Raw genomic sequence first — 24332 nt, forward strand, 5'->3', positions numbered from 1 at the left:
GAGGGGAAACGCCAATGCTGAACACAGAAGACATTCTCTGTAAAATGCTTTTCGCACAATTACAGTCCATAGGGTTTTTCACAGAAAGTAAATCCCAGCCGGTATTGGAGAATTTCTATGGCAGATGGTTTGAAGAAAGCCAATCGATTTTAGAACGGCATCAATTTCTCAAGCGAACGGAGAACGGACATGTTCCAACACGCTCAATAGGCACCATGAGCGAGCTGTGGAAAGAATGGAATGAACAAAAATTTGACCTGCTTCAAGACAATAATATGAAAGCCATGGTGACATTGGTGGAGACAGCACTTAAAGCCTTGCCGGAGATTCTGACCGGCAAGGCGTCAGCCACCGATATCCTGTTTCCGAATTCATCTATGGATTTAGTAGAAGGGGTCTATAAAAACAATCAAGTCGCAGACTATTTTAATGATGTTCTTGCAGATACGTTAACAGCCTATCTGCAAGAACGTCTGAAGCAAGAGCCTGAGGCGAAGATTCGAATATTAGAAATCGGAGCCGGGACCGGCGGGACAAGCGCGGCTGTTTTTCAAAAATTGAAAGCATGGCAGACACATATAAAAGAATATTGTTATACAGATCTGTCTAAAGCTTTTTTAATGCATGCAGAAAATAAGTATGGTCCTGACAATCCATATTTGACATATAAACGATTTAATGTCGAGGAGCCGGCGTCTGAACAGCATATTGATGCGGGAGGCTACGACGCGGTCATCGCGGCAAATGTGCTTCATGCCACAAAAAATATCCGGCAGACATTGCGAAATGCAAAAGCAGTTTTGAAAAAAAACGGGCTGCTCCTTTTAAATGAAATAAGTAATCATAATATATATTCGCATTTGACGTTCGGCCTTTTAGAGGGCTGGTGGCTGTATGAGGATCCTGATCTCCGCATACCGGGCTGCCCGGGCCTGTATCCAGACACTTGGAAAATGGTGCTTGAGAGTGAAGGATTTCGCTATGTTTCCTTTATGGCTGAACAATCGCATCAACTCGGCCAGCAGATCATTGCCGCTGAAAGTAACGGAGTCGTCCGTCAAAAGAAGAGAACGGAGGCAGAAGAAGATCCAAGCCATATACAAATGAATGCTGAAATCGATCATTCACAGGAAAGCGATTCTCTCATCGAACAAACGGCACAATTTGTGAAGCATACGCTGGCAAAATCAATCAAACTATCACCAGAACGTATTCACGAAGATACGACATTTGAGAAGTATGGAATTGATTCGATTTTGCAGGTGAATTTCATTCGTGAATTAGAAAAAGTGACGGGAGAGCTTCCAAAAACCATTTTATTTGAACATAACAACACAAAAGAACTCGTCGAATATTTAGTAAAGGGGCATGAAAATAAGCTTCGGACAGCATTGTTAAAGGAAAAAACGAAGCCTGCAAAAAATGAAGCTCCACTTCAAACAGAGCGTACAGATCCTAATAAGCCATTTACTTTTCATACACGCCGCTTTGTTACAGAGCAGGAAGTCACGGAAACTCAGCTAGCAAATACCGAACCACTAAAAATAGAAAAGACAAGTAATTTGCAAGGAACACATTTTAATGATTCTAGTACAGAAGATATCGCAATAATCGGGGTAAGCGGGCGCTATCCGATGTCTAACAGTTTAGAAGAGCTTTGGGGGCATTTAATCGCCGGAGACAATTGTATTACAGAGGCACCGGAATCCAGATGGCGCACATCTTTATTGAAAACATTATCAAAAGATCCAAAAAAGCCGGCAAATAAGAAACGCTATGGCGGATTTTTACAAGATATAGAGGCATTTGACCATCAGCTTTTTGAGGTGGAGCAAAACCGGGTGATGGAAATGACACCGGAACTCCGTTTATGTTTAGAAACCGTCTGGGAAACGTTTGAGGACGGCGGCTATACGCGAACCCGGCTGGATAAATTGCGGGATGATGACGGAGTAGGTGTTTTTATAGGGAATATGTATAACCAGTATTTTTGGAATATCCCATCTTTAGAGCAGGCAGTCCTCAGCTCAAATGGGGGAGACTGGCACATTGCAAATCGCGTTTCCCACTTTTTTAACCTGACCGGACCGAGTATCGCTGTCAGCTCAGCATGCTCTAGTTCATTAAACGCCATACATCTTGCGTGTGAAAGCCTGAAATTGAAAAACTGCTCAATGGCGATTGCTGGAGGTGTCAATTTAACACTCGATCTCTCTAAATATGATTCTTTGGAGCGTGCCAATCTGCTGGGAAGCGGCAATCAAAGCAAAAGTTTTGGCACCGGAAACGGGCTTATTCCCGGGGAAGGCGTCGGAGCTGTCCTGTTAAAACCACTTTCGAAGGCGATGGAAGATCAGGATCATATTTACGCTGTGATCAAAAGCAGTTTTGCTAACCATAGCGGCGGAAGACAGATGTATACAGCTCCGGACCCGAAGCAGCAAGCAAAGTTAATTGTCAAGTCGATTCAGCAGTCGGGCATTGATCCAGAGACTATCGGCTATATTGAATCGGCGGCAAATGGTTCGGCGCTGGGCGATCCTATTGAAGTAATTGCCTTAACAAACGCGTTTCAACAATATACAAACAAGAAACAGTTTTGTGCGATAGGCTCTGTCAAATCCAATCTGGGGCATTTAGAGGCGGCTTCCGGTATTTCTCAGCTGACAAAAGTGCTGCTGCAGATGAAGAAAGGGACGCTGGTGCCGACAATTAACGCGATGCCTGTCAATCCAAATATTAAGCTGGAACACACGGCTTTCTATCTTCAGGAACAAACAGAGCCATGGCATCGCTTGAATGATCCTGAAACTGGAAAACAATTGCCGCGCAGAAGCATGATCAATTCCTTCGGAGCGGGGGGAGCCTATGCCAATCTTATTATAGAAGAATATATGGAGACGGCCCCTGAGAAAGAACATATCGCTCCCCGCCAGCAGGAATTCACTGCCGTTTTTTCAGCCAAAACAAAATGGAGCCTGCTTAGCTATCTAGAAAATATGCAATTGTTTTTAGAGAAGGAAGCTTCTCTGGATATTGAACCCGTTGTACAGGCTTTACACAGGAGAAACCATAATTTAGAGCATAGGACTGCATTTACAGTGGCATCGACTCAAGAGCTGATCGAAAAACTAAAGGTGTTCCGAACATCAAGAGAAAGCTCACTCCAGCAAGGCATCTATACATCATTCGATTTACAGCCATGTGCGGAATCAGCATCTAGGGATAGAGAAATAAACGCAGCAGAGCAATGGGCACAAGGGGCATTGATTGCTTTTAAAGAAGCTGATATAGGGAACCGAACAGGCTGGGTTCATCTGCCTCACTATGCATTTGACCATAATACATCATTTCATTTCGATGTATCGTCTATCAATGAGAAATCGTCAGATGTTGAAGACAATATCAATCAGCCGGTCATTCAAGATCAATTCACTTATGATGAGCCTTACGTTCAAGGACACGTCTTCAACAATGAACGGGTGCTTGTCGGTGCCACATATGGCAGTCTGGCCATTGAAGCATTTTTTAACCTGTTCCCTGAGGAAAACAGCGGCCGTATCAGCAAATTAAGTTATATCAGTCCAATTGTCATCAAACAAGGCGAGACCATTGAACTTCAGGCAAAGCCGCTGCAAAAAGATCAAGTCATAGAACTGCAAATCATGTATCGCGAGCCGTCCTCTGGTTTGTGGAAGCCTGCCGCAATCGGACAATGCGGAATCGGTTCTTTTGAGCCCAAAAAAGTCAATATCGAGAACGTTAAGCATTCATTAACTAAGCTTCATCACATCGATCAGATGTATAAAACCGGAAACGGTCCTGAATGGGGAGAGTTATTTAAGACAATTACTCATCTCTACAGAGATCACAAGTCTATACTGGCAAAAATTCGCCTGCCCCAAAGCGGGCTGGCAAACGGGCACCATTACACTGTAAGCCCATTGATGACAAACAGCGCGTACTTGGCTATCCTCAGTTTCTTAGAGCAGTTTGACATGACAGGCGGCTTCCTGCCGTTTGGAATCAATGATATCCAGTTTACAAAGCAAACGATAAAAGGGGATTGCTGGCTTTTGATTACATTGGTTAAGAATACAGGTGACATGTTGCTGTTTGATGTAGATGTGATCAATGAGTCGTCAGAAACAGTGCTGCACTACTCGGGCTACTCGCTTAAACAGCTTCGTATTTCGAATCAAAGAGGAAATCAAAATAAGGCCATCAAAGCCAGCAATCTGAAAGCTCGTATCAGAAGCTATGTAACAGATAAACTGGCAGTAAACATGGCCGATCCGTCAAAATTGTCAATTGCAAAAGCGCATATCATGGATTTTGGAATTGATTCTTCTCAATTGGTTGCACTGACAAGGGAGATGGAAGCAGAGACAAAGATCGAATTAAATCCGACTCTGTTTTTTGAATATCCGACTATTCAAGAGTTAATCGACTTTTTTGCGGACAAACATGAAGCATCTTTTGCTCAGCTGTTTGGTGAAGCTCATCAGCAGGAAGAACGCCCAGCTCAAATCGAAAACCAAATGAAACAGATTCCGGCATACGAGACGAACACGGATAAAACAATCGAACACGCGGCAGACGGCATAGCCATTATCGGCATGTCGGGACAGTTTCCGAAAGCAAACAGCGTAACGGAATTTTGGGATAACCTTGTCCAAGGAAAGAACTGTGTCTCTGAAGTGCCGAAAGAACGCTGGGACTGGCGCAAATATGCCGCAGCCGATAAGGAAGGGCAATCAAGCCTTCAATGGGGCGGTTTTATAGAAGGAATAGGTGAGTTTGATCCCCTGTTTTTTGGCATATCGCCTAAAGAAGCGGCGAATATGGACCCACAGGAGTTTCTGCTCTTGATACATGCATGGAAGGCGATGGAAGATGCAGGCTTAACAGGGCAGGTTTTATCCAGCCGCCCGACAGGAGTATTTGTCGCAGCCGGCAATACGGATACAGCTGTGGTTCCTTCCCTAATTCCAAACCGTATATCCTATGCACTTGATGTAAAAGGGCCAAGTGAATATTATGAAGCTGCCTGTTCCTCAGCTCTAGTGGCTTTGCACAGAGCTATACAATCCATTCGAAACGGCGAATGTGAGCAAGCCATTGTCGGGGCTGTGAATTTGCTGCTTTCACCAAAAGGCTTTATTGGCTTCGACTCAATGGGCTATTTGAGTGAGAAAGGGCAGGCCAAATCCTTTCAAGCAGATGCAAATGGCTTTGTCAGAAGTGAAGGAGCAGGAGTTCTCATCATTAAACCATTGCAAAAAGCCATTGAAGATTCTGATCATATTTATTCGGTTATTAAAGGTTCAGGTGTATCGCATGGCGGCAGGGGAATGTCACTTCACGCGCCAAATCCGGCCGGCATGAAGGATGCAATGCTGAAGGCTTATCAAGGAGCGCAAATTGATCCCAAAACGGTGACCTATATAGAAGCGCATGGGATCGCCTCTCCATTGGCAGACGCGATAGAAATAGAGGCGTTAAAGTCAGGCTGCAGTCAGCTCGAATTGGAACTTCCACAGGAAGTACGGGAGGAAGCGCCATGTTATATCAGCAGCTTAAAGCCGAGCATCGGACACGGTGAACTCGTCTCAGGCATGGCTGCTCTTATGAAGGTCAGCATGGCGATGAAGCATCAAACAATACCAGGCATATCCGGATTTTCGTCTTTGAATGACCAGGTGTCATTAAAGGGCACCCGTTTCCGAGTGACTGCCGAGAATCAGCAATGGAGGGATTTAAGTGACGATGCAGGCAAAAAAATTCCGCGCAGAGCGAGTATCAACAGCTATAGCTTTGGAGGCGTAAATGCGCACGTCATTTTAGAAGAATATATTCCTTTACCAAAACCACCGGTTAGTATGAGTGAGAATGGTGCCCACATTGTAGTTCTTTCTGCAAAGAATCAAGACAGGCTAAAAGCAATTGCTCAACAGCAGCTTGACTATGTGAATAAACAACAAGAACTGTCATTACAAGATTATGCTTATACACTTCAAACCGGCCGAGAGGAAATGGAAGACCGCCTGGCGCTCGTCGTCCGCAGTAAAGAAGAACTGGTAATCGGCTTGCAAGCCTGCTTAGCAGAAAAAGGCGATAAGCTGAAGAGTTCTGTACCTGTCTTTAGCGGAAATGCAGAAAATGGCTCGTCAGATCTCGAAGCCTTGCTGGATGGTCCATTAAGAGAAATGGTGATCGAGACTTTGTTGTCTGAAAACAACCTTGAAAAGATCGCGTTTTGCTGGACAAAAGGGGTGCAAATCCCATGGGAAAAGCTTTATCAAGGAAAAGGTGCCCGCAGAATACCGTTGCCAACCTATCCATTTGAAAAGAGAAGCTGCTGGAACGGCTTTCAAGCAGTAGAGAATACGCCTTCTGTTTCACAGGATGAGCGTATCAACAACAGCAGCGATCATCACATATTAGCAAATGTACTAGGGATGGCTCCGGATGAACTGCAGTTTCATAAGCCATTGCAGCAGTATGGATTTGATTCAATTTCTTGCATACAGTTATTACAGCAATTGCAATCAAAGGTGGACCCTCTCATTGTCTTGACGGAGCTTCAAGCATGCCATACTGTTCAGGACATGATGGACTTGATCGCAAAGAAACAGGAGGATACATCCTTACAAAATGATCAAGCTCGCACGTTTCCGGAATTAATACCGTTAAATGACGGCAAGCGGGGGCGCCCTGTCTTTTGGTTCCATGGCGGAGTAGGAGGAGTTGAAATCTATCAGCAATTTGCACAAAAGAGCCAGCGCCCTTTTTACGGCATTCAAGCCAGAGGATTCATGACTGATTCTGCTCCTTTGCACGGAATTGAACAAATGGCTTCCTATTATATAGAGATCATTCGATCCATACAGCCTGAAGGTCCTTATGATGTAGGCGGATATTCCTTAGGCGGGATGATTGCATATGAAGTCACTCGCCAGCTGCAAAGCCAAGGCCTTGCTGTCAAAAGCATGGTGATGATTGACTCCCCATATCGTTCTGAGACAAAAGAGAATGAGGCATCTATGAAAACGTCAATGCTGCAAACAATTAATACGATGCTGGCATCGATTGCGAAACGGGAAAAGTTTACGGATGTTCTCATCAGCCGTGAAGAGGTGGACATAAGCTTAGAGGATGAAGAATTCCTGTCTGAGTTGATTGACTTGGCAAAAGAACGAGGGCTAAACAAACCAGATAAACAAATACGTGCGCAGGCTCAGCAAATGATGAAAACACAGCGCGCCTATGATTTGGAGTCGTACACTGTTAAGCCTCTCCCTGATCCTGAGACGGTAAAATGTTATTATTTCCGCAACAAAAGCAGGTCTTTCTTTGGTGATTTAGACACTTATTTCACTTTATCAAATGAAAAAGAACCGTTTGATCAAGCTGCCTATTGGGAGGAATGGGAGCGGCAAATTCCTCATTTCCACCTGGTGGATGTCGATTCAAGCAACCACTTCATGATATTAACCGAACCGAAAGCGTCAACAGCCCTGTTAGAATTTTGCGAAAAGCTCTATTCAAACAGGGGAGTAGTGAATGCGAATTTCCTTAAGGCTTTCCGGAAGAAACATGAAGCGAGGGAAGAAAAAGAAACAGATGAATTGGTGAAGCGCTGAGAAAACACAAACGCCCCCTCTTTTAAAAGGGGGCGTTTTGAATGTTATTTTGAAAGTGAAACAGGGAGACTTTCTAATCCTCTTAAAAAGACATTTTTTCTCCATTGAATGTCATCAGGTGCAACCGCAAGTTCAATATCAGGAAATCTCTTCAAAAGTGCTTTAAATGCAATGTGGCCTTCCAGCCTGGCAAGAGGCGCTCCTAAGCAGAAATGAATGCCAAAACCAAAAGAAATATGTCTATTAGGCGACCGATTTATATTTAATATTTCGGGGTTCTCAAAAAAATTCGGGTCGCGATTGGCAGATCCGATGCCTATAAAAATCATGTCTCCTCTTTTGATCGAATGCCCCTTATATGTAAAGTCTTCGATGGCCCACCGATTTGCCATCATAACGACAGGTGAGGTGTATCGCAGCAATTCTTCAACCGCTGTAGCGATCATTTCAGGCTGCTGCTTGAGCTTCTCACATTCCTTCTTGTGCTGCAGCAATGCGAGGGTGCCTGAGCCGAGTAAGTTAACAGTTGTTTCAAGGCCGGCTACAACGAGCAAGAACAGCATCGAATAGAGCTCTTTTTCGCTTAACTTGCTGCCGTTTTCCTCAGCATGCACAAGTTTGCTGATTAAATCGTCTTTTGGCTTTATTCTTCTGTCATGGATCAGCTTAGCGATATAATCTTTAAATTCACGAAGGGCCTGATTTGTCAGCTCTCTATTACCTTCAGAGGTATCAACCATCGCATTGGTCCAGATTTGAAACTGTGACCGATCTTCTTTTGGGATTCCCATCAATTCAGATATAACAATAAAAGGCAAAGGGGAAGCGAAGGATTTCATGATATCCGCTTTATTTTCTTTTTCCATTTCATCTAAAAGCTGTTCAGCAATTTGTTCAATGCTGCCGCGCAGATTTTCAATGGTTCGGGGAGTAAATGCTTGATGAACAAGTGATCTCAGGCGGGTATGGTCAGGTGTGTCTTTTGCCAGCATATGATCGGATACAAAATCGATATCTTCACTAACGTTGAGCATTTTGATTTGTTCTTGGTTCATCACATTTTTTACGTCTCTTGTAATTCGATTGTCTTTTAAAAAGGCCATACAATCATCGTATCGGGTAATTAACCAGGCCGGATATGTGGCTCCGAACCGTTTTAATTCAAATCGGTGAATGGGCTCTTCCTCTCTAAATCGTCCTAAAACTGAAAAAGGATTGTGATGAAACTCTTTACCATGCGGATGAAACATCAATTTTTCCATTTGCATTCTCCTCGCCTAATAGGGTAAATAGATGAATCAAATTGCTGAATTAGTTTACAAAAAACAGAATGATTTGAAATGTAATCCTGTCTCTAAAACTATATATCTATCTTAGGCGTCATTCAATAGGGAGAAGAACGAAAAAAGTGAAAAAACGGCTCGATATAAAGCAGCGCCTTTGAACGAAAGCTCAAAGGCGCTACGCTGTATTATTTTGATGAAAGTGGCTGTCAGCTGTGCTGGATATCAATTGTATATACTGCACGATCTGTTACGACCTTCAATCCTTCGTTTTCTTGGTGAATATGAAGCTCACCTAATAAAGGAATCTCATAGGCATTTTGCGGAAGCGGTACGTTTCCGTCCTCAGTGAATGTTGTTCCTTCGCCTTCTAAAACAAGCTCTTCTTTCGCAACATAATCATCAGGATGATTCGTACTGCGTATAGCCACTTTTTGAAGGTGGAGAACAATCTGATCCAAGTCTGATATCTCTTCATCATGGGTCAATTCACCTTTTCTAATATCAAGCGTCTGGCCGACTTTTGATTCCAGCCATTGAGAAAGCTGTGTATTCGTGTGTGCCATCAATATTCCTCCTTTTGATCTACACGATACTATTCCCAATTGCTGCATCTTTTACACGGGAAAGAGCCGCCCCACTCTTTATGTATGAAACAGTTCGCTGTTGAGTGCCTTGATATAGCGTACGGCAGAACGCTGGACCGATTCGTCGGCATTTTCTTTGACAACTTTAGAGAAAGCATTGTAAAGCCGGTTGAATTGAAGCGGTTTTACTTTGGCTGCTATTTCTTCAACTTTGGAGGCGGGAAGGGGAATGAGATTTGGGTAGCTGTACATAAAGCTGACCCAGTTTCGATCCGCCGCAACCGTAATGATATCTCCGGTCAATAGACAGCCTTTCCCTTCATTGCCCTTGCTCCAATGCAAAACAGCACCGCCTTTAAAATGTCCGCCCAGTCGGTAAAGGTCCAGTCCCGGCTTCATATTGAGCGTTTCCCCTGACCAGAAGTGAATGTGATTGCTTGGCCTTGTCACCCATTCTTTATCATCCTCATGGATATAGATCGGCGCCTGAAACGCTTCAGCCCACTCAACCTGAGTAGAGTAATAATGTGGATGAGACAAGGCGATGGCTTGAATACCGCCTAATTCGTTGATTTGGTCAATTGTCTTTTGGTCAAGATATGTCATGCAATCCCACAGCACATTGAAGCCCTTATGCTGAATAAGATGGGCTGTTTGTCCAATCGCAAACTCTGGTTCAGTTTTGATGCTGTAAAGATGCTCTTCTTCCTTTTTAAGGATGTTTTGAAGGTTTCCTTTCTCACGCATGTCTTCAAGGGTTGTCCAAGTTTGTCCATCGGGATGAATATACTGTCTTTCATCCTCGCAAATCAGACACGAGTTGGGCGGATCTACAGTCTGTGCATGTTGCACACCGCATGTATTGCAGATATAATATGGCACTTTCTTCACTTCCTTCATCTATTTTCCATTATTTTACCTTATGATTATGAATATTCAAACGAAAAAACCGGCAGTTCTGCTGAGAGAGAATTGCCGGCTTTTGATGATGTTTATTGGCCGGGAACGGAATTTTCTGCGTTGACAGCGCCCGCTCCGTAGATATTCGGATCTTCATCTTTCCATTTGTCCGTGCCGTTTTTCAAAAGCTCTTTTACTTCATCAGGGGTAAGATCCGGGTTTTGCTGAAGAATTAAAGCTGCGATTCCTGCGCAAATCGGTGTTGCCATCGAGGTTCCTGACATTGTAAAGTACTGAGACCCTACACGGCTTGACTTTTGGAGCTTATCAATATAAGAATTCGGAGAGCGAAGGGAAATAATATTAACACCCGGCGCTAAAATATCGGGCTTTTCTTTCCCGTATACTGTCGGGCCGCGGCTTGAGAAGGAAGCGACAGTATCATCATCGCTGCTTGCAGTATTGTTATCGTCAAGCGCACCTACTGTAATCACCTTTTCGCTCACGCCCGGGCTTGCAATGGTCTGCGAATCAGGGCCTGAGTTTCCGGCAGCGACACAGACGACAATCCCTGCGCTCCACGCTTCCTCAACCGCTCTGACTAACGGATCTTCCTGTTCATGATCATATCTAAGGGCATCGCCCCCGAGCGACATGCTCATAATATCAATCGGTTCATCGGGGTTGTCCTCATTGTATTGAATACACCACTCAACACCCTCTATAATATCTGCTAACGTTCCTGAACCCTGCTTGTTTAATACCTTTACGCCGATGAGATTGGCTTCCGGTGCAGGTCCGCGGTATTGACCGGAAGAGGATGCACCGCTGCTTGCGACATCACCTGCACAGTGTGTGCCATGACCATTATCATCGTACGGCTCTGTTTTTTGATTGACCATGTCCGCGAATCCGATAATTCTTCCTTCTAGATCAGGATGCGGGTAGATTCCTGTATCGACAACAGCGACAGTAACACCTTTTCCTGTCAGGGTTTGCCCGTTTCTGACGACTTCCTTCGCATGGCTTGCTTCGGTTGCCGTGTCTAAAAGCGCTTTGACTTCGCGGTTTAAATACACTTTACGGATATTGCTGCATTCAGAGAGAAGGGAATGTAATGCTGAAGGAGTAACCTCGGCGCTGCAGCAGTTGATTTTGTTGAAGCGGCTTTTTAGCTTGCTGCGTTTTTCTTTTTGCAGCACCTCTCCAGCCATTTGAAAGCCGGTCTCGTGACAGCCTTCCTCAAATTCGATAATGACTGACATTTTTTTTCTGTTTTGCAATTTGGTTTCGAAAAATTTATGCAAGAAGCAAGGAGTCCATTTGAAGGGCTTGTAAAGTTGCAATACGGTTTCCCGTAACGGCCAATCTAGCTTGTGAGCATTTGCTCTCACCATTTGTACCATAGAGTACCCAAACATGTATTTTCCTCCTATTATAAGGTTCTCTGTATACTCTATGAACAGATGATAGGTTTGGTAAGTTTGTTTGTCCTCTGTAAGAGACAGACAAGAGTTTGTTTTTCTGAATCTTTCGCATTAGATACGATAGATTCAGAAGCTGAGGAAATCATTGGGGATTGAAAAAGAACGTTTGTTCGTATTATAATGTGATCATATCAAACTGGGAAGGGGAGAGCAACCGTATGAATTTCTACTTGCACCGATCTTTGGAAAGCCAAATGCCAATCAGCATTATATATGAAGAAAGACGGAACGATTAGTAAAAGAACGATTATTGTGAGACAGAAAAGCAAAACGAAAATCAAAGCATTTTGTTTTTCGAAACAACAGATCAGAACATTTTTATTGGACTCTATCCTCTCCTGTGATTTTGTGAGAACAAATAAGCAAAATCTCTATTCTGCAGGCCGGTAACAGCTGTCCGTCTCAGCAACCGGGCAGCCTGTTACTAAAACCCTCCTTAAACCTATATACATTTATTTGCCAAGTGAGGTTGTTCCTACCTTTTTTGTCTTTCCTCTCAACCTTTTTTCACTCTTATTTGAAATGAACCGCTAATAACCGTGACAATCAATTGATTTTTTGAAACCGGGAACTTTTTCACTGATGATATTGTGTATACAATGGTAAGATAAAACCTATTGGCTAAACCTCATATAATGAACCGCGCCATTCTTATGAAAGGAGTTAAACATGAGAAGATTTTTACTAAATGTCATATTAGTCTTAGCCATTGTCTTGTTCTTGAGATATGTTCATTACTCATTGGAACCAGAACCATCAAATCAGCCAGATACATATTCAAATTTCAGCAGCTTGGCAGAGAATGAGAGCCCAGCCGATTACGATATTTCATATAATGAGAAAAAAGGAAGCAAAGTCTTAATTATGTCTCCGCATGGCGGAAGAATTGAAGGCGGAGTAAGTGAGCTTGTGCGTTATTTCAATAATGAATACTCTACATACCTATTTGAAGGGTTGAAGTCCCATGATAACCAAACACTGCACATTACAAGCACCAACTTTGATGAGCCATTGGCAAAAAAGAAAATCAAGGAGCATCAATATGTGGTGGCTTTTCACGGATATAAAGGAGAGAACAAGAATACCCTTGTAGGGGGAACAGACCGAAAGCGGGCGAAAATGATTGTGAGAGCCCTTGAGCGGAGAGGGTTTTCCGCTGAGTTAGCGTCGTCTAAAAGCGGTCTTGCTGGATTGAATGCCGAAAACATTAATAACCAAGGGGAAACGGGGCTAAGTATCCAGCTGGAAATCAGCCGTGAGCAGAGAGAAGCATTTTTTGATGATTTTTATTATAAAAATAGAAAATACACAAAGAACAGTGAATTTTATGCTTATGTCAGTGCGATCAAAGGTGTCCTGGAAAAAGAGTATTCGTAACAAGCAGATCAGAAGACAAAATAAGAGAAGATCAGTAGACTGAAATAGGATAAAAAAGGAGGCAAAACAATGGCAGATCATCATTTTTATTTAAAAGCGAACTGGCCGGGTAACCGTAATGATGTCGGTACGATCGAAAGCGGAAACCTGATCACATCGATTTCCATTCCTAAAGAAATGGATGGCCCGGGAGAAGGGACCAACCCAGATGAAATGCTTCTCGGGGCGGCAGCGACCTGTTACATTATTACACTTGCAGCGATGATGGAGAGAAGCGGGCTGGAAAAAGAAGACTTACAGATGGAGTCAGAAGGCATTGTCAACGTTACAAAAGGAGTCTTTACATACAAAAAGATCATTCACCGTCCCTCTGTCGTGCTTAAACATGATGCTTCACAAGACGACGTCGCATTGGCGCACAAACTTTGTAAAAAAGCGGAGTCGTCATGCATGATTTCGCGTGCAATTCAAGGAAATGTCGAGCTGCAGCTTGAAGCCTCTGTGAAACTGGGTGGAGAATAAAGAAAACAGACGGTCACTCACAGGCCGTCTGTTTTTTATCTTCAGCGTGGGCTTTCGATTGATTTAGCACGACCACGCCTGCAATGACAAGCGTGAGACCGAATACACCTTTTAAACTGATGGTTTCGCCAAAAAGCAAAAACCCGACAATTGCTGTAAGCGCGGTACCAACGCCCGACCATGTTGCATACGCGCTTGATAAGTCAATTGTTTTTAAAGAAAAGCTTAGAAACGTAAAAGCAGAAAGAAATCCGACTATGACTCCGGCAATGGGCCAGGCTTGTGTAAATCCTTCTGAAAGCTTCAACATCGTGCTCCCAAACACTTCAGATACAATGGCGAGAGCCAAATAAAGCAATCCTCTCATCTTCATCACTCCTTTACGGCCAATTAAGTAACACGACCCCTGATAGTAATAAAAGAATCCCGATAAGCCCTTTGGCATTCAGATCTTCCTTGAACCATTTTACTCCGATCACTGTCGTCAGCACCGTGCCTGCCCCGCTCCAAGTCGCATAGGAGAGGCTCAGGGGAATATGGTTTAAAGTCAGGGACAGCATATAAAAGGCGAGGGAATAGCCAATAACGACCAAAGCACTTGGCTTCCACTTTTTGAAGCCATCAGATACTTTCAGCATGGCTGCTCCTATCGATTCCGAACATATGGCAATCGTGAGGAATATATATCCTATCAACATCATGAATTCTCCTCACTATATTTTTAGATTAGAAAAAAAACTTCAGCTAGAAAAATATTAGTGTATGCCTATGTATGAGTCAAGAGATTCATTTTCACACACTTAAAAAGACCCCTTTTTAAGGGGTCTTTTGCGTTTAATAATAAAAAGGGAACGGGGCATACGGATAATAGGGGTATCCGCCATACAAATAAGGATTAAATAAAGCGCTTCCTATAAGCCCGCCTGCAAGGCCGCCGATAAACGGTCCTCCAAAAAATCCGAATGGCCGGCCAAACCCATAACCAAATCCGGGTCTTCCAAACCCGTAACCGAACCCGAACGGTCTTCCAAACCCAAATGGTCTCCCGAATCCGAACGGCCTTCCAAATATTCTTGTATCTTCAGGGCTGAAATGCTCTAACTCGTTCATGTTTTCTTTCCTCCTGTAATAAAGTGTAGATGATGCAGTGTATTCACCCTGCCCGGATTTGATTGGGCGAATCGAGGAAAAGGAGGATGTGAACACATTGGGCCTGTATCAGTCTGACTGGTCAAAAGCACCGCCCCACGCACATGCTTATCATGTCAAAACAACGAGAGAACAGGGCCATTATCATCTCATCGAAGGGTTTACTCAGCCGGCAAACGGATCAAATACCGATCAGCATACACATTACTATACAGGGATCACTTCATTTGAAAACGGCCATTTTCATCGGTATTACGGAATCTCAGGACCGGCGATTCCCTTAGCAGATGGCACACATTATCATGAAATCGAAGAAACGACGTATCTGGCCTATAACGAGCCGATTGAGATCCAGTACGGAGGGGTTGTGTACGATCCCGGAGATGACAGAAGAAAAACGCATCGTCATACCCTGAAAGGAAAGACAAGGGAAATTGTCGGCAATGAGCCGCTCGGCTGGTAGAAGGATGTTTACCGATGCAAAAAAAGGGCAAAATGGATAGGTGGTTGTCCATGTTGAATGCTATAATGGGGGGAGATTTATAAAAGAGAGTGATACATATTGAATAATACGAAGCAGCCCGTTGTCATTTTAGTCGGACCGACGGCAGTGGGGAAAACCAATTTAAGTATTCAGCTAGCCAAATCCTTAAACGCGGAAATTATCAGCGGAGATTCGATGCAGATTTATAAAGGGATGGATATTGGAACAGCTAAAATTACCGAACAGGAGATGGAGGGAGTGCCCCATCATCTGATTGACATTTTAGATCCCCAAGACTCTTTCTCTACTGCCGATTATCAAAGCTTAGTAAGAAATAAAATCAGCGAGATTGCAAATAGAGGAAAGCTTCCGATGATTGTCGGCGGTACAGGGCTTTATATACAATCTGTGCTTTACGATTATACATTTACGGAAGAGGCAAATGATCCCGTGTTTCGAGAGAGCATGCAAATGGCTGCTGAGCGGGAAGGCGCTGACTTTCTTCATGCCAAACTTGCTGCAGCAGATCCCGAGGCAGCAGCTGCGATTCATCCGAATAATACAAGAAGAGTCATTCGCGCACTGGAAATTTTACATACGTCCGGAAAAACGATGTCCCAGCATTTGAAGGAACAAAAACGAGAACTTCTGTACAATGCAGTGTTAATTGGCCTGACAATGGATAGAGACACGCTTTACGAAAGAATTAATCAGCGGGTCGATTTGATGATGCAGTCAGGCCTTCTTCCGGAAGTGAAACGCTTATACGACAAGAACGTGAGAGACTGTCAATCAATACAGGCGATAGGCTATAAAGAGCTGTATGCATATTTTGACGGTTTTGTGACACTTTCCGATGCTGTCGAACAGCTAAAGCAGAACTCGAGGCGGTATGCGAAACGCCAGCTGACGTGGTTTCGCAACAAAATGCAGGTCACATGGTTCGATATGACACCGCCTGTTGATATGGAGCTGAAAAAAAAGGAAATTTTCACACATATAGCAGGAAAACTCGAACTTTAATCGAAACTGTATGATATAGAGAATCAAGGAGGACGAAACATGAAACCGATTAATATTCAGGATCAGTTTTTGAATCAAATCCGGAAAGAAAATACGTATGTCACTGTTTTTTTGCTGAACGGCTTTCAGTTGCGGGGCCAGGTGAAAGGCTTTGATAACTTTACCGTATTGTTGGAATCGGAAGGTAAGCAGCAGCTTATATATAAACATGCGATCTCAACGTTTGCGCCGCAAAAAAACGTCCAGCTTGAACTCGAATAGATCAAAAAATGCCATGTCAAGACATGAGGAAAGGCTGTCGGGGGTTCCCGGCGGCCATTTTTAACATGAATCCACTTTTGCTCCAAGCTTTTTGTGTAAGCTGACCATGCCAAGGCACGGTCTTTTTTTATGAGAACAACATACGGAAGTAAAAATGGTATATTATGTATAAAATGAATTTGGGAGTGATCGATCTTGTTTGAAAGTGAAGCAGAACTGAGACGAATCAGGATTGCACTTGTATGGATAGCTGTCTTTTTACTGTTCGGGGCGTGCGGGAATCAAGATACCATTATTGAAACAGACAACGGCAATTCAGACTATGAAACGCCTCAGCCCACCTCGTTTCCACTTGAACATAACCATTTTGGCGTTATGGAGGACGGCTATATCAAAATTTATGAGTATAATGAGTCCCGCAATGAGGTAAAGCTGAAGAAAGAATACGCGGATGATGAGCTTGAATAAAATTCACAAGCATTCGAATTTACAAAGCGGATGCCAGCCGCTAAACTAAATACAGACACAGATCAAACAGAGGGTGAAAACATGAAGCATAAAGTGATCGTGAATCATTGGGAAGAAATTTGCGAAGATGATTCTTGCTATGAATACGGAACAAGTATCATTGTGAACGGAAAAGAATTAATCAGAGAAGCGTCAATTATCACTGCTTTGAAGGCGGTTTTAGAAGAGATCGGCGCGGATGTTGAAATAGAAGAAACAGTAGAGAGCGAAAAATGCTGTGATAGCTTAAGAAAAAAAAATCTAGACTACTAAGCAGTTTTTTTTCATGTTATGATATACATCGGCTAAAAACGACACCCCGAGTAGGACGAGAGATGATTCTCGTTCTGCTCTCTTTTTTGGGCCCTAATGAGTCTGCCCGTTTGCCTGATTTGATCAAAATATGAATTTTTCATAAAAACGAATCTATATATTGTGTTTTTGCTAGAGGGTAGTATACTATATATAGTGTTAGTGATGAGAGATTCATATTTTTTGATAGGTCGTGATAAAACGTGGTACAAATCATATTTGATTCGAAAACAGGGAATGTTCAGCGGTTTGTGAATAAAACAGGCTTTCAGCAGATACGCAAGGTGGACGAAATGGACCACGTGGACACTCCGTTTGTTTTGGTCACCTACACGACAAACTTCGGCCAGGTACCGGCATCAACACAATCATTTCTCGAAAAATACGCCCATCTCTTATTGGGAGTCGCTGCGAGCGGCAACAAAGTATGGGGCGATAACTTTGCAAAAAGCGCCGATACCATTTCAAGACAATATCAGGTGCCGATCTTGCACAAATTTGAACTCAGCGGCACATCTAAAGACGTTGAATTGTTTACTCAGGAGGTAGAAAGAGTTGTCACAAAATCAAGTGCCAAAATGGATCCAGTTAAATAACGAAATCATGATCCAAAAAGATGGGAAATTCCAGTTTGATAAGGATAAAGAAGCTGTACATAGCTATTTTGTAGATTATATCAATCAAAACACAGTCTTCTTTCACAATTTAAAAGAGAAGCTGGATTATTTGGTTGAAAACCAATACTACGAAGAGGAATTCTTAAGCCTTTATTCTTTTGAAGACATTAAAGAAGTGTTTAAGACAGCTTACGCTAAGAAGTTTCGTTTTCCTTCCTTCATGAGTGCGTTTAAATTCTATAATGACTATGCTTTGAAAACGAATGACAAGAAAAAAATCCTCGAGCGTTATGAGGACCGGATCTCAATTGTTGCGCTGTTCTTCGCTAACGGCGACACTGAGAAAGCAAAAGAATATGTAAACCTGATGATCAATCAAGAATATCAGCCGAGCACACCGACATTTTTGAATGCCGGCAGAAAACGCCGCGGTGAACTTGTGAGCTGCTTCTTGCTCGAAGTTAATGATTCTTTAAATGACATTTCAAGAGCAATCGATATCTCCATGCAGCTTTCTAAGCTTGGTGGCGGGGTTTCTCTTAACCTGTCCAAGCTTCGCGCGAAAGGTGAAGCCATTAAAGATGTTGAGAATGCGACAAAAGGCGTTGTAGGCGTCATGAAGCTTCTTGATAACGCGTTCCGTTACGCTGACCAAATGGGACAAAGACAAGGCTCCGGCGCGGCGTATTTAAACATTTTCCACCGCGATATCAATGATTTTCTTGATACGAAAAAGATTTCTGCGGATGAAGATGTGCGTGTCAAAACGCTTTCGATCGGTGTTGTCATTCCGGATAAGTTCGTTGAGCTTGCACGCGAGGACAAAGCGGCTTATGTATTCTACCCGCACACGATTTATAAAGAGTACGGCCAGCACATGGATGAGATGGACATGAACGAAATGTACGACAAGTTTGTCGACAACCCTCGGGTGAAAAAGGAAAAAATCAACCCGCGGAAACTGCTTGAAAAATTGGCGATGCTTCGTTCTGAATCAGGCTATCCATACATCATGTTCCAAGATAACGTCAATAAAGTGCATGCGAATAACCATATTTCCAAGGTCAAATTTTCTAACCTTTGCTCTGAAGTGCTGCAGGCATCTCAAGTTTCTTCATACACAGACTATGATGAAGAAGATGAAATCGGTCTGGATATTTCCTGCAACCTGGGTTCGCTTAACATTCTCAATGTCATGGAGCATAAATCAATCGAAAAGACAGTCAAGCTTGCGACAGACTCTTTAACACACGTGTCTGAAACAACAGACATCCGTAATGCGCCTGCTGTAAGACGGGCAAACAAAGCGATGAAATCAATCGGCCTCGGTGCTATGAACCTTCACGGCTACCTTGCGCAAAACGGCATTGCGTATGAAAGTCCGGAAGCGCGTGACTTTGCAAACACGTTCTTTATGATGGTGAATTTCTACTCCATCCAGCGTTCTGCGGAAATCGCAAAAGAGAAGGGCGAAACGTTTGATCAATATGAAGGATCAACCTATGCGACAGGTGAATACTTCGACAAATACGTTTCAACTGATTTCTCACCGAAATACGAAAAAATCGCTAATCTGTTTGAAGGTATGCATATCCCGACGACAGAGGACTGGAAAAAGCTAAAAGCATTTGTCGCTGAACACGGTATGTATCACAGCTACAGATTATGCATTGCGCCGACAGGCTCTATCTCATACGTTCAATCAAGCACGGCGTCTGTTATGCCGATTATGGAACGGATTGAAGAACGAACATACGGCAACTCAAAAACGTACTACCCAATGCCTGGGCTTGCATCTAATAACTGGTTCTTCTATAAAGAAGCCTACGATATGGACATGTTCAAGGTTGTGGATATGATCGCCACTATCCAGCAGCACATTGATCAGGGAATCAGCTTTACATTGTTCTTAAAAGACACAATGACGACCCGAGATTTAAACCGAATCGATCTGTATGCACATCATAGAGGAATTAAAACCATTTACTATGCAAGAACGAAAGATACTGGGCAAGACAGCTGCCTTTCTTGTGTTGTTTGATTAAAGGAGAGTTTATAGTGACAAAAATTTATGACGCAGCAAACTGGTCAAAGCATGAAGACGATTTTACCCAAATGTTCTATAACCAAAACGTGAAACAGTTCTGGCTTCCGGAAGAGATTGCTTTAAACGGCGATCTCCTCACATGGAAGTACCTCGGAAAAAATGAGCAGGACACTTATATGAAGGTACTGGCCGGACTTACGCTTCTTGACACAGAGCAGGGGAATACGGGGATGCCGATCGTGGCTGAACACGTAGATGGCCACCAGCGGAAAGCGGTGCTGAACTTTATGGCGATGATGGAGAACGCTGTCCATGCGAAGTCGTACTCTAATATTTTCATGACCCTTGCACCGACTGAAACGATCAATGAAGTATTTGAATGGGTTAAACAAAATAAATATTTGCAGAAAAAAGCGCAAATGATTGTCGGGCTTTACAAAGCCATTCAAAAAGATGATGAAATTTCACTGTTCAAAGCCATGGTTGCTTCCGTCTATCTGGAAAGCTTCCTTTTCTACAGCGGTTTCTATTATCCGTTATATTTCTACGGACAAGGAAAACTGATGCAAAGCGGTGAGATCATTAACCTGATCCTTCGTGACGAAGCGATTCACGGCGTGTATGTCGGTCTCCTTGCTCAGGAAATTTATAATAAACAGACAGAAGAGAAAAAAGCAGAGCTTCGTGAATTTGCGATCGACCTCCTGAATCAGTTATATGAAAATGAGCTTGAGTATACAGAGGACTTGTACGATCAAGTCGGGCTCTCACATGATGTAAAGAAATTCATCCGCTATAATGCGAATAAAGCGCTGATGAACCTTGGATTTGATCCATACTTCGAAGAGGAAGACATTAATCCGATCGTTTTAAACGGATTAAACACAAAAACAAAATCGCATGACTTCTTCTCTATGAAGGGGAATGGCTATAAAAAAGCGACAGTTGAGCCGCTCAAAGATGATGACTTTTATTTTGAAGATGAAAAAGAGCAGATATAATATCTGCTCTTTTCGGCTTGAAGGTTCAAATGAGGAGGACGCAGTACCCATGGGAAAAATGGACGAAATGATTTTAGTTGCCCCGCGCGATGATGTGTTTAAAAAAGAAAGCTTAACCTTCCAGGGCGTGTACAGTGAAGATAGCAGAGTAGCAGAAATCATGGCTCAGATTGAAGCGGCCTATCGTGAAATGAGAAGAGGGGACGCAGAAGAAGATCCGCGTTTCAAGCAGCCGATACCTTATGTCGTCATTAAGCGTGAAGATGAAGTTTTTCTTTACGAGCGGCTGGCTGGCGGCGGTGAATCACGTCTGCACAACAAGCTTTCTCTCGGTTTTGGCGGCCATATGAACGCCATCGAAGGGGCAGCTTCATTTGCTGAAGTCTTAAAGCTGAACACAGACCGTGAGCTTGAGGAAGAACTGCAAATAAATGAAGAAGATAAACAGGCGATTGTCACACTGGGATTGATCAATGATGATGAAAACAGTGTTGGCAAAGTGCATATCGGTATTCTTTCTGCGCTTCAATTAAAGCCTGGCGCACAAGTGGAAGTGAAGGAGAAAGAACAAATTGCGGGTAAATGGATGAAAGTTTCTGAATTAAAACAGGATGATATCTACAACCGTCTGGAAACATGGTCACAGTTTGTTGTTGATATTCTTGAATAAAAAAACCCGGTTTCTCGCGATGAGGAGCCGGGTTTTTTTATGAGACGCTCGTCCCCGTCTCGGCTATGATTCTAGGATCACAATAGCGTCAAAGCCGGCATTTTTCGCTCTGGCAGCGAGGGTGTCTGCATTGTCTTTGGATGAAAATGCGCCAATCTGCACTTTGTATAATCCGTCCTTTAAAAGGACAATCGAGTCAAAACCTTTGGCTTCGGCATTACTTGCGAGCGAGTCGGCATTCGCTTTGACTTTAAATGCGCCGATTTGAACCTTATATAACCCTGAGCTGGAAGTCTTTTTAAGGTTAAAGGCTTGCTCCAGCCCGTTTGCATGTCCTCTCGCTAAGCTTTGAATAAAACTGCTCGTTTTCAGCTTATTTGCATCGGAAACGGTATCAATGAAGCCGTTCTCGGTCAAGAGGGCAGGCATTGCCGACTCCCTTAGGACGTGGAAGTTCGCTGTTTTTTTGCCGCGATCGGCAAAGTCGACAGCTTGTATCACTTCAGAGTGAATTGTCGATTGATAAGTCGTCGTCGGGGCTCCTACATCTGGATAAATATAGCTTTCAAAACCTGTGCCTCCCCCGGAATTAACGTGAATGGACAAAAAGAAATCTGCTCCCCAGTTATTTGCGGCATTTGTCCGGTCGTTTAAGCTGACATATTGGTCGCTTGTCCGGCTCAGCAGCAGAGAAACGCCTTCATATTCATTAGTTAATATCGTACGTAAGGCTAAAGCGATTTGCAGGGTTAACGTTTTCTCCTGAAGGCCATTACCTGTTGCGCCTGGATCAGACCCGCCATGGCCAGGATCAATAAAAATTTTAACCATTTTTCATCACCTCATTACAGGATATGAAAAAACACGGCTTCTGCTTGTACGATTATCATTCAACTGAAAAATGAGGAAATAACCCTTTCACATCCAGAAATTATTTCTCGGGAAAGCGCACAATTCAACATGAAGCGACAACAGATACGGTCCGACATGAAATCTGTGCATACGCCATATGTTTGTATGTACTATGGGTTCGGTTAACCTGCACTGATTCCTGCTGGTTTTAAGCTTTGCGTTCATATTAAATCAAGCATTTAAAACGTAAATTGATGAGGAAAGCTCCTTTCATTAAAGACACCGCTTTATAAATCGAAAAAAAGAAAAACACTTCAGGTATCTTAGGGCGGGTAATACGTTTCGTACAAAAATCAGCCCGTTGTATGAAAAAGAAATAATGAGAAAGAAGCTCACTATAATACTCTGACAAAATGATTAAAAACAAAATCTCATGGTTTGTCCACCCCATGTCCGTGAATACAATAAGAAATAAAGTATTTCTCGGGAAAGCGCAGGATTCCTTATTGTTCCCGAAAAAAGCAATTGTTTCGACACATGATAGGCGTTTGTCACAATCGGCATCCGCTTGAATATCATATAGAGAGAACAGAGAGGTGAAGATGTTGGAGCGCGCTGTGACTTATAAAAACAACGGACAGATCAACATTATTCTGAACGGGCAAAAGCAGGTGCTGACGAATGCTGAGGCAGAGGCGGAATATCAGGCTGCATTGCAAAAAAACGAAGCAAAGCACGGCATTTTGAAGGAAATCGAAAAAGAGATGAGCGCATTAGTTGGGATGGAGGAAATGAAACGCAACATCAAGGAAATATACGCCTGGATTTTTGTGAACCAAAAACGCGCGGAGCAAGGCTTGAAGGTTGGAAAGCAAGCGCTGCACATGATGTTTAAAGGAAATCCGGGAACGGGAAAAACGACGGTTGCACGGCTCATCGGCAAGCTGTTCTTTGAAATGAATGTCCTGTCAAAAGGCCACTTAATAGAAGCGGAGCGGGCTGACCTGGTCGGGGAGTATATCGGACACACCGCCCAAAAGACGAGAGATTTAATCAAAAAGTCATTAGGTGGCATTTTGTTTATAGACGAAGCCTACTCGCTGGCAAGAGGCGGCGAAAAGGACTTTGGGAAAGAAGCGATCGACACACTTGTAAAGCATATGGAAGACAAACAGCATGAGTTTATTTTGATACTCGCCGGATATTCACGGGAAATGGATCATTTTCTCTCGTTAAATCCCGGACTCCAATCAAGATTTCCCATCTCCATTGATTTTCCGGATTACTCTGTGACCCAGCTCATGGAGATTGCGAAACGAATGATCGATGAAAGGGAATACCAGCTCAGTCAAGAAGCGGAATGGAAATTGAAAGATTACTTAATGACAGTGAAAAGCACGACAAGTCCCATTAAATTCAGCAATGGACGTTTTGTCAGAAATGTGATCGAAAAATCGATCAGAGCACAAGCCATGAGGCTTTTAATGGGAGACCAATACTTAAAAAGCGACTTGATGACCATCAAAAGCCAAGATCTTTCCATTAAAGAAGAAGCATCTGGATCTGCATAGACCTCTCAGTTTTTGAGAGGTCTGTTTTTTGCTCGT

General features: G+C 43.2%; 21 protein-coding genes, 2 pseudogenes and 2 other annotated features. Of the genes and pseudogenes, 15 read left to right on the forward strand and 8 right to left on the reverse strand.

Annotation, left to right across the window (positions count from 1 at the left end; genetic code table 11):
- Positions 1–14 precede the first annotated feature (14 nt).
- Complete coding sequence (pksR, locus tag BSU_17220; protein NP_389604.2) at positions 15–7646, forward strand: trans AT polyketide synthase involved in nonribosomal synthesis of bacillaene; 7632 nt, start codon at positions 15–17, stop codon at positions 7644–7646.
- 44 nt (positions 7647–7690) lie between these two features.
- On the opposite strand, the gene pksS is transcribed toward pksR, so the two are convergent.
- The 4 genes from pksS to aprX form a co-directional block, all read right to left on the reverse strand.
- Entirely contained in the window at positions 7691–8908 is a 1218-nt protein-coding gene (pksS, locus tag BSU_17230; protein NP_389605.2) for a cytochrome P450 of bacillaene metabolism, read from the reverse strand.
- A gap of 230 nt (positions 8909–9138) precedes the next feature.
- Positions 9139–9495, reverse strand: coding sequence for a conserved protein of unknown function involved in ethanol resistance (ymzB, locus tag BSU_17240; RefSeq protein ID NP_389606.3), 357 nt, complete (start codon positions 9493–9495; stop codon positions 9139–9141).
- Between the two features lie 78 nt (positions 9496–9573).
- Positions 9574–10398, reverse strand: a complete 825-nt coding sequence (ymaE, locus tag BSU_17250) for a putative hydrolase (RefSeq protein NP_389607.2) — start codon at positions 10396–10398, stop codon at positions 9574–9576.
- A 110-nt stretch (positions 10399–10508) separates the two neighbouring features.
- Positions 10509–11837 carry an alkaline serine protease gene (gene aprX / locus BSU_17260; protein NP_389608.1) on the reverse strand — a complete coding sequence of 443 codons (1329 nt, stop codon included), beginning with the start codon at positions 11835–11837 and terminating at the stop codon, positions 10509–10511.
- Positions 11838–12061: 224 nt separating this feature from the next.
- Positions 12062–12118 (forward strand) — a sequence feature (Evidence 5: Unknown function).
- Here aprX and ymzEn point away from each other — a divergent pair.
- The 4 genes and pseudogenes from ymzEn (at position 12062) to ymaD (ending at position 13802) form a co-directional block, all read left to right on the forward strand.
- Positions 12062–12118, forward strand: a pseudogene (ymzEn, locus tag BSU_17266). (Overlaps the previous feature by 57 nt.)
- Positions 12117–12293: a sequence feature (Evidence 5: Unknown function), on the forward strand. It overlaps the preceding pseudogene by 2 nt.
- Positions 12117–12293 (forward strand): annotated as a pseudogene (gene ymzEc / locus BSU_17267). (Overlaps the previous feature by 177 nt.) Before ymzEn ends, ymzEc begins: the two co-directional pseudogenes overlap by 2 nt.
- A gap of 279 nt (positions 12294–12572) precedes the next feature.
- Positions 12573–13280 (forward strand): gamma-polyglutamate hydrolase (phage origin), encoded by a 708-nt coding sequence (pghC, locus tag BSU_17270; protein NP_389609.1) that lies wholly within the window; start codon positions 12573–12575, stop codon positions 13278–13280.
- A gap of 69 nt (positions 13281–13349) precedes the next feature.
- The gene (gene ymaD / locus BSU_17280; protein NP_389610.1) at positions 13350–13802 is read left to right on the forward strand and encodes a putative peroxiredoxin-related protein; all 453 of its coding nucleotides are present in this window, start codon (positions 13350–13352) and stop codon (positions 13800–13802) included.
- 13 nt (positions 13803–13815) lie between these two features.
- On the opposite strand, the gene ebrB is transcribed toward ymaD, so the two are convergent.
- The 3 genes from ebrB to ymaG form a co-directional block, all read right to left on the reverse strand.
- Positions 13816–14169: a small toxic metabolite efflux transporter subunit gene (gene ebrB, locus BSU_17290; protein NP_389611.1), complete on the reverse strand. Its 354-nt coding sequence runs from the start codon at positions 14167–14169 to the stop codon at positions 13816–13818.
- Positions 14170–14182: 13 nt separating this feature from the next.
- Positions 14183–14500: a small toxic metabolite efflux transporter subunit gene (gene ebrA / locus BSU_17300; RefSeq protein NP_389612.1), complete on the reverse strand. Its 318-nt coding sequence runs from the start codon at positions 14498–14500 to the stop codon at positions 14183–14185.
- A gap of 136 nt (positions 14501–14636) precedes the next feature.
- Positions 14637–14912, reverse strand: a complete 276-nt coding sequence (ymaG, locus tag BSU_17310) for an inner spore coat protein; cell wall associated protein (protein NP_389613.2) — start codon at positions 14910–14912, stop codon at positions 14637–14639.
- Positions 14913–15000: 88 nt separating this feature from the next.
- Here ymaG and ymaF point away from each other — a divergent pair, with 88 nt between their 5' ends.
- The 9 genes from ymaF (at position 15001) to ymaB (ending at position 21873) form a co-directional block, all read left to right on the forward strand.
- Positions 15001–15414 (forward strand): putative sporulation-related protein of unknown function, encoded by a 414-nt coding sequence (ymaF, locus tag BSU_17320; RefSeq protein NP_389614.2) that lies wholly within the window; start codon positions 15001–15003, stop codon positions 15412–15414.
- A 99-nt stretch (positions 15415–15513) separates the two neighbouring features.
- Positions 15514–16458 (forward strand): tRNA isopentenylpyrophosphate transferase, encoded by a 945-nt coding sequence (gene miaA, locus BSU_17330; RefSeq protein ID NP_389615.2) that lies wholly within the window; start codon positions 15514–15516, stop codon positions 16456–16458.
- A 39-nt stretch (positions 16459–16497) separates the two neighbouring features.
- On the forward strand, positions 16498–16719 hold the full coding sequence (gene hfq, locus BSU_17340; protein ID NP_389616.1) for an Hfq RNA chaperone: 222 nt from the start codon (positions 16498–16500) through the stop codon (positions 16717–16719).
- 195 nt (positions 16720–16914) lie between these two features.
- Complete coding sequence (ymzC, locus tag BSU_17350; RefSeq protein NP_389617.1) at positions 16915–17187, forward strand: hypothetical protein; 273 nt, start codon at positions 16915–16917, stop codon at positions 17185–17187.
- An 81-nt stretch (positions 17188–17268) separates the two neighbouring features.
- Complete coding sequence (gene ymzA, locus BSU_17360) at positions 17269–17499, forward strand: hypothetical protein (RefSeq protein NP_389618.1); 231 nt, start codon at positions 17269–17271, stop codon at positions 17497–17499.
- Between the two features lie 242 nt (positions 17500–17741).
- Positions 17742–18134, forward strand: coding sequence for a co-factor of ribonucleotide diphosphate reductase (gene nrdI, locus BSU_17370; protein ID NP_389619.1), 393 nt, complete (start codon positions 17742–17744; stop codon positions 18132–18134).
- Positions 18094–20196, forward strand: a complete 2103-nt coding sequence (gene nrdE / locus BSU_17380) for a ribonucleoside-diphosphate reductase (major subunit) (RefSeq protein ID NP_389620.1) — start codon at positions 18094–18096, stop codon at positions 20194–20196. Before nrdI ends, nrdE begins: the two co-directional genes overlap by 41 nt.
- Positions 20197–20213: 17 nt before the next feature.
- Positions 20214–21203, forward strand: coding sequence for a ribonucleoside-diphosphate reductase (minor subunit) (nrdF, locus tag BSU_17390; RefSeq protein NP_389621.1), 990 nt, complete (start codon positions 20214–20216; stop codon positions 21201–21203).
- A 49-nt stretch (positions 21204–21252) separates the two neighbouring features.
- A complete protein-coding gene (gene ymaB / locus BSU_17400) occupies positions 21253–21873 on the forward strand; it encodes a putative cofactor involved in deoxyribonucleotide synthesis (protein ID NP_389622.1) in 621 nt (206 codons plus the stop codon).
- A gap of 63 nt (positions 21874–21936) precedes the next feature.
- Here ymaB and cwlC read toward each other — a convergent pair whose 3' ends face one another.
- Positions 21937–22704 carry an N-acetylmuramoyl-L-alanine amidase (sporulation-specific) gene (gene cwlC, locus BSU_17410; protein NP_389623.2) on the reverse strand — a complete coding sequence of 256 codons (768 nt, stop codon included), beginning with the start codon at positions 22702–22704 and terminating at the stop codon, positions 21937–21939.
- Between the two features lie 623 nt (positions 22705–23327).
- Here cwlC and spoVK point away from each other — a divergent pair.
- Positions 23328–24296: a mother cell sporulation ATPase gene (spoVK, locus tag BSU_17420; protein NP_389624.2), complete on the forward strand. Its 969-nt coding sequence runs from the start codon at positions 23328–23330 to the stop codon at positions 24294–24296.
- Positions 24297–24332 lie beyond the last annotated feature (36 nt).

This window comes from Bacillus subtilis subsp. subtilis str. 168 (genome assembly GCF_000009045.1).
In the GTDB taxonomy this organism is placed as follows: Bacteria; Bacillota; Bacilli; order Bacillales; family Bacillaceae; genus Bacillus; species Bacillus subtilis.